The following is a 7,118-nucleotide window of genomic DNA, read 5'->3' on the forward strand; positions in this document are numbered from 1 at the left end:
GCGCCGCTTCCAGATGGTAGTGATCATACTGTGGACAGCTGGCGGAGGCAGTGCTCGCACCGGTAGGCACATCCATCACTACGATAGCGCCCTGATCAATCTGTTCTCCCACCTGCTCGACTACCTGCTGCATCCGTTTATCGAGGGTGAGGATGACTCCCTGCTGCGGCGGTCGGGAACTGCTCTCCACCTGCATGGTGCCGTTTTCCATCGGGCGTCCCAGTGCATCCACCTGGCAGCGCACCGTCACTTGCTCTCCGGCGGCAGCAAGCCGGTCATTGTAGGCTTGTTCAATGCCGCTGACTCCATTTCCCTCTCCATCCAGATAACCCAGCAGATGCACTGCCAGCTGCTCGGAAGGATCATGCGGCAGACGGGAAGATACGGTAAAATTTTCCACGTCGGCTGCATAAACCTTTTGACCATCCTCCAAAGGAAGGACAAACGGCGTTCCCTGTGCGGCAGCATCCAGAGCCAGACGGCGGCTGGTGCCGGTGATCTGCTCCGCACATGCCTGTACCGCATCATCGGTCGGCAGCACAGCAAGATAATTGCGCTGTTCGGTGTCGGTGAGCGGCTGTAGGTTCCGGTCATAAATCTGTCCTCTGGTCGTGGTAATCTGCAAGGTATAGGCACTTTGACTCTGTGCTGCCTGCTCCAGACCCACGTTCATGCTCAGCGCATACAACCGCACCATCAGTCCGCTGGCGATGGTCAGCATCACTACAAAAACGCCGACGATCCTCCACTGCATCTGTCTTTTTTCCACGGCAAAGACCTCCTCTGAACTATCTTTTCATTTCAGAGTATAGGTCGATTTTTGCAGTTTTATCCATTGTAAAAATGCAGTGTTCCCTGTACATAAGGTTGCAAAAAGCAGCGAAAACGTCTATAATAATACAAGGATAGAGGACATATACAATTTCAGAGGGGATCTTTTTATGAATCGTTTTGAAATTATAACAGGTGATCTTACAACCGTTTCCACACAGGCGATTGTCAACGCCGCCAACAATACGCTGCTCGGCGGAGGAGGCGTGGATGGTGCCATCCACCGTGCTGCCGGCCCTGAGCTTCTGGAGGAGTGCCGCACGCTGGGAGGCTGCCCTACCGGTCAGGCAAAGCTGACCCGTGGCTATCAGCTTCCTGCTCAGTACGTCATCCATACGGTCGGCCCAATCTGGCAGGGCGGAGAAGCAAACGAAGAACAACTCCTGCATCAGGCCTACCTTTCCTGCCTTCAGCTGGCAGTCGAACACGGCATCAAGACGGTCGCTTTTCCTTCGATCAGCACCGGCGCCTACCATTTTCCGGTCAATCGTGCCGCGGAAATCGCGGTATCGACCATCCTTGACTTTTTAAAAACGGATGACACCCTGGAACAGGTGCTGCTGGTCTGCCACGACGAACGCACTGCGATTGTCTACCACATCGCCCTGGACCAGTATCCAAACAAACGTTAAAAAAAGACGAATCCAATGGATTCGTCTTTTTTTATGTTATCCTTCATGGTTTTGTTTGAGTGTCTGCAAAATCTCCTTGAGCAGTCCCATGCAGACCTCCAGTCCCTGTTCGTTCTGATCGTGAACAGGACTGTATTCTACAAAGTCCGCCGAGCAGACGCGCGGATCGGCAAACAAGGTGCGCAGTGTCTGATGGGTCTGTTCGATGCTCGGACCGTCAGGAATCGGGAGTCCGGTGGCGGTATATTCGCCGGCATCCATAAAGTCCACATCAAAGCTCAGGTGGATATAGGGAGTTTTGATGCTGTCCAACAGCTCCCGACAACAGCGCTCGATGCCTTTTTCCTGAATTTCCGGCATCCGAATTGTGCGGATGTTGTGCTGTGCCAGAATCTCTTCCTCGCCAGGATCGACACTGCGCGAACCGATGTAGTACAGGTTCTGCGGCAGGATAAACGGCACCTGTGCACCCATATTTTCATACAGACGGCTGTCACCCAGTCCCAGCGCTGCTGCCAGCGGCATTCCATGAATGTTATGGGACTGCGATGTTTCGTTGGTGTTGATGTCGGTGTGTGCATCAATCCAGATGACGCTCAGCTGATCCGCAGGAATGCTGCGTGCCACTCCTGCCAGAGAACCGATACCCAGCGCATGATCGCCGCCGATCACCAGTGGAAACTGCTCGTCATGCAAACCGCCCGCTACGGCATCTGCCAGCTCCCGACAACATGCGGTAACCTCGTCGAGGTACTTCATGGTCGGTTCCTTATATTTGTCCTCCGGCTTCGGCTGGGTGGACAGCAGTGTCACTCTGCCGACGGTGTGTCCGCACTGCTCTGCAAGCCCTGGGAGATTCTTTCTGGAAAACTCTCTGGCTGCCAGCTGGGTTCCAGGATTGTCACAGCCATAGTACAGAGGGACATTGATGATTTTTATATCCATAGATAAAGTTCCTTCTTTCTGTGATACTGAAAAGCTGCACTTATTCTAGCACACTTTATGCAAAAGGAAAAGCCTAAACGGTCGATGTTATGATTTGTTTACAACTTCCAAAAGGAGTATAAAGCAATCCGACCGGCGCCGATTTTGTAAATCAGTGCCGGTCGGATTTTATTTTACCGTATCGGTATTATTTTTTCGTGCAATTAGCAGGTTGCGCCGCCGACCAGATGCAGTTTTGCACCAATGATCTGCTCTTTGCGCTCCAGCAGCTCATTGCCGAGCAGCTGTTTCTGTACATTCTCGAAGCCGAGACGCTCGATGGTGTCGGAGAAACGTTCACCGGTTTCACCCTGTTCACGGAAGAGCAGGATGGCCTTTTCGATGATCTGCATTACTTCTTCCTCGGAGGTAAAGACTGGGTCAAGCGGTCTGCCGTGAGCAAACTTCTTGCCCCAACGTCCGCCGATGTAGACGCGGTAACCATAGTCGCCGTCCGGCATTGCCTTGAATGGGCAGGTGCCTACGCAGCGTCCGCAGTTGTTGCAGATATTTTTGTCGATCTGCAGAACGCCGTCGACAACCTTTGCAGCTTTGACTGGACAAGCGTTTTCAACCTGGCAGACTTTGCAGCCGCGGCACAGATCTGCCTTAAAGCCAGGAATTCTCTGTCCGACAATACCCAGGTCGTTGAGGTTTGGTTTGACGCAGTTGTTCGGACAGCCGCCGACTGCGATCTTGAATTTATGCGGCAGTTTGACATCTGCATAGCCCTTGAAGAAGCGCTCATGAATCTTGTTGGACAGATCAAAGGTGTCGATCAGTCCGTACTGGCAGGTAGTACCCTTGCAGGATACAACCGGACGAACCTTGGAACCGGTACCGCCGGTCTCCAGACCAGCTTCCTCTACGAAGGCGCGCAGGTCGTCGATCTTGTCGTAAGGTACGCCCTGAATCTCGATGGTCAGACGGGAGGTCATCGCAATTTCGCCGTTGCCGAAGCGCTCTGCTGCTTCGGTGATGCACTGGCTCTCCTCTGCGGTGATCTTACCGTTGCGGGTGATGATACGGGCATTGAAGTTATCGGTGCCCTTGTTGTGCAGGAAGCCCCATGCCTTGACGCGCTTGATGTCCTCTGCGCTGACGGTCACCTGACCGCTCTGTTTTGGCATAACGTTGACGGTCAGACCACCTTCCAGCACCTTGGTGTTGGTGTAGCCGTAGAAACGCATCCGGTTCTGCAGCAGATATGCACGTTTGCCCTTGTCGCAGACCAGCAGTACCTTTTCATCCTTGGCAATGCCTTTGATCTCGCCGTTGACCTGGGTCAGATCGACATACTGAGCACCGGCAATCTTTGGCTGCAGTGCAGCGTCGATGATGCGGTATTCCTCTGCTTTGCCCTGCATGAATTCCCATGGAGTAAAGCTGTCCAGACGGCCTTCCATCTTGTTCTTGAGAACGTTGAGGGTGGTGACAAACGGATGGATTGCGGTGGAGAACGGTGGTGCATACGCCATGTCCATATTGGACAGCTGGTCGAGAGTAGCACCCATGGTCAGTGCAACAACACCGATGTCGGTGATCTTATCCACTGCACCGGCACCCAGAACCTGTACACCCAGCAGTTTGTTGGACTTGCGGTCCGCAATCAGTTTGATGATAAACAGGTCTGCACCTGGATAGTAGTGTGCTTTGTCGTCAACAACAGCAACTGCCGATACAACGTCGTAACCGGCATCCATTGCTGCCTGTTCGCTTAAGCCGGTACGTCCGCCGTTGAGGCCTGGCAGTTTGACAACTGCGGTACCCAGGGTACCTTCAAAGCTGCTCTCGGTGCCGTACATCGACTCTGCCAGAGTGCGGCCTTCCATGTTGGCAGCCGAACCCATTGGGGACCATGCTCTCTGCTCGGTCATGCGATTGTAGACACAAGCGCAGTCACCGGCCGCATAGACATGTTCCAGATTGGTTCTCATCTGTTTGTCCACCAGAATGGTGCCGTTCTTTGCCATCTCCAGGCCGGTGTCACGCAGGAAAGCGGTGTTTGGACGGATGCCCAGCGACATAACAACGACGTCTGCCTTCAGCTCGCCATCCGGAATCTTGATGCCCTCTGCCTTGGAATCACCCAGAACTGCTTCCAGACGGGTGTTGAGCAGCACTTTGATGCCCTTTTTCTCGAGGTGGCGTTTTGCGTAGTCTGCCATATCCTTATCAAAGCCTGGCATGATCTGATCTGCCATATCAATGACGGTGACGCTCAGACCTTTTTCTGCCATGTTTTCAGCAGCTTCCAAACCAATGAAGCCGCCGCCGGCAACTACCGCACGTTTTGCACCGGTCTGTTCGAGATACTCTCTCAGCTCAATGGCATCCTCCGGTGTACGCATGGTGAATACGCCAGGCAGAGAAACACCCTGCAGTGGAGGTACGATGGAAGAAGCGCCACATGCGATGACACATTCATCATAGGTGTAGGTTTCCTCGGTGCCGGTGCGCAGGTTTTTAGCAACAACCTGTTTTGCTGCTGCATCCAGCGAAGTAACCTCCCGCTCTACCAGAACCTTTGCGCCGGTGAGTGCGGTGAATTTAGCAGGTGTATTGACGATCAGCTGTTCCTTTTCCGGAATCAGTCCGCCGACATAATATGGAAGTCCACAGCCGGCATAGGAAATATCTTTGCCCTTGGTCAGGATGGTGACCTCAGCCGCAGGATCCATTCTCTTGATTTTGGCAGCTGTCTTTGTACCAGCTGCAACGCCGCCAATGACAAGCACTTTCATTAGAATACCCCTCTTTTCTTTGTCGTAAAATATGATCTTCCCAGTATTGAAGAAACCTCTCCGGCACGATTCCCCAATGGTGCACGGATGTTTCTCCTCTAACTTTTTTATTATACAATTTTTTAACAAAGAAAAAAAGTGGACAAACCCGCTTTTGAGTATAATATATTCTTTTGGATTGATAAAAAATTCTTTTGATTTTTCTACTTCTGAACGTTTTTTACAAAAAACATGGTCGAAAATTGGCTTTCTGCAGGGGATAGCTTTGGTACACCTAAAAGATGGGAAATACTGACAAAAACTCTCTATTCCCATCCTCTTGGAGTTATAGTAGAATAAAACTGACAACATCATAGGCTGGATTTAAAAAAGGGGCGAATGTATTTGAAAAGGAAAATAGCCTGCTGTGTAGTAATTGTTTTTATTGTCTTGCTGATTTGTCTTGCAATATATTTTAAGCCAGTATCTCTTTCAGCTGTTATAGATGAAGATTGTCAAGTCAAAATAACAATCAGTGAGCTTGGTGTCAGAAATGGAGAAGCATATATTGATTCTGTCCCCTATCAGTCCATTACCCTGCAACAAAAAAATTCTATTTTAGCTTTGCTAGAGCAGTACGCTTATCAAAGAACATTTGCAACACCATTTTCGGACGGCTCTCTGTCTGGATTAGGGAACAGAGTTCTCTATATCTATGTGTATGATGATATTTCCTTGGTTAACAATATTTGCATCACATCATCTGGAAAAATCAGCATCAACGAGAAAAGCTATCATATGAAAAATGCAGATCAGTTCATTGAACTTATCGCTGAGATCATGGGTAGATAACGAACACGCATATTACTAAGCTGAACAGGACGTTATTATAAAAAGAGGAGGAGCCTTTGTTTTTTCAAAGGCTCCTCTTCTTTTATTCTTCTACATACTGCCGATACAGTTGTTCAAAGCGTACGTCTTCCCACACAAAGCGCCCATCTTCACCGGAATTTTTGATCTCCTGAAGGATGGATTTTGCAAGCATATTCCCTAGCCTTGGATCCTGTTCCTTCTGTGGAATGTCCCGATAGAGCGTTGTTTTCTCCGGTTCCCACCTTTCCTGCAAGGCAGACAGCATTTTGGTGAGCAAAGCAAACACCCGTTCCTTGTCCTTTTCTGCCATGACAATCTGCAAATAGGTGCTGTATTTTCCATAGTGCATCAATTCAAAAACATCTGCACCGGCTGACGCAATGTCCGCCAGCCGCTCTGCCTGCTGGTTGTCTGCTTCCTTTAATGCAATATCAATCAGAGACAGCAAGATGGACTGCACTTCGGTAATCTGAGAAAAAAGCTTTTGTTCCAGCGCTTGCTTTGCTTTCGGATAATTTTCCTGCGCGATATCCAGCTGTGCCTGAAAATAAATCTTGTCCAACGGGCGCTCGTTTTCGATTTCATCCAAAAGCTGTTGTGCCTGCTGATAATTCTCCTGTGTAATATAGCGGGAAACCAACATCCTTCTGGTCGTATTATGAACCGCTGTGTCCTCACTATCTAGCAAACGATGATACAGTGCATCAATCTGCTGCTGATAGTTTTCCTTTTCCTCCACATGAAAGAAAATCAACCCGCCTTCCAGCACACTTGCCAACATGCAGGCAAGGCGGTCGGAGTTGGGATACTCCCTCATCCTTTCCATCGCCATTTCAAAGCCTGCTGCAAAGCCCTGCTGTTCCATGCAGCAATAAACCTCATTTGCAAACACACCAATTTGCTGGTCGCTGAGATGCTCCTGAAAACACAGAAGGGTATTCAAATCCACCCGAAGCAGTCTTGCCAGCGCCGGAAGGAGGGTGATGTCTGGGTAACAGCTTCCCGTTTCCCTTAGTTAAAGATATTGTTGGGTATCTCAAGATGTGTCATTCGATTTTGCCGATAAAGCGGTAGA

General features: G+C 50.1%; 6 protein-coding genes. 2 read left to right on the forward strand and 4 right to left on the reverse strand.

Features of this window, described 5'->3' with window-relative positions:
• Window positions 1-769 (reverse strand): hypothetical protein (locus Q0L39_RS09820; RefSeq protein ID WP_296628797.1); only part of this gene is annotated, 769 nt, incomplete at its 3' end.
• A 172-nt stretch (window positions 770-941) separates the two neighbouring features.
• Here Q0L39_RS09820 and Q0L39_RS09825 point away from each other — a divergent pair.
• Entirely contained in the window at window positions 942-1,463 is a 522-nt protein-coding gene (locus Q0L39_RS09825; RefSeq protein ID WP_296628798.1) for an O-acetyl-ADP-ribose deacetylase, read from the forward strand.
• Between the two features lie 36 nt (window positions 1,464-1,499).
• Here the strand turns inward: Q0L39_RS09825 and Q0L39_RS09830 are convergent, their stop codons facing one another.
• Entirely contained in the window at window positions 1,500-2,408 is a 909-nt protein-coding gene (locus tag Q0L39_RS09830) for an arginase (protein WP_296628799.1), read from the reverse strand.
• Window positions 2,409-2,611: 203 nt separating this feature from the next.
• Window positions 2,612-5,191, reverse strand: coding sequence for an FAD-dependent oxidoreductase (locus tag Q0L39_RS09835; protein ID WP_296628800.1), 2,580 nt, complete (start codon window positions 5,189-5,191; stop codon window positions 2,612-2,614).
• A gap of 384 nt (window positions 5,192-5,575) precedes the next feature.
• On the opposite strand from Q0L39_RS09835, the gene Q0L39_RS09840 reads away from it, so the two are divergent.
• Window positions 5,576-6,022, forward strand: a complete 447-nt coding sequence (locus Q0L39_RS09840) for a hypothetical protein (RefSeq protein WP_296628801.1) — start codon at window positions 5,576-5,578, stop codon at window positions 6,020-6,022.
• An 82-nt stretch (window positions 6,023-6,104) separates the two neighbouring features.
• On the opposite strand, the gene Q0L39_RS09845 is transcribed toward Q0L39_RS09840, so the two are convergent.
• The gene (locus Q0L39_RS09845) at window positions 6,105-6,986 is read right to left on the reverse strand and encodes a hypothetical protein (protein ID WP_296628802.1); all 882 of its coding nucleotides are present in this window, start codon (window positions 6,984-6,986) and stop codon (window positions 6,105-6,107) included.
• Between the last annotated feature and the right edge of the window lie 132 nt (window positions 6,987-7,118).

This window comes from uncultured Negativibacillus sp. (assembly GCF_944388365.1).
GTDB lineage: Bacteria > Bacillota > Clostridia > Oscillospirales > Ruminococcaceae > Negativibacillus.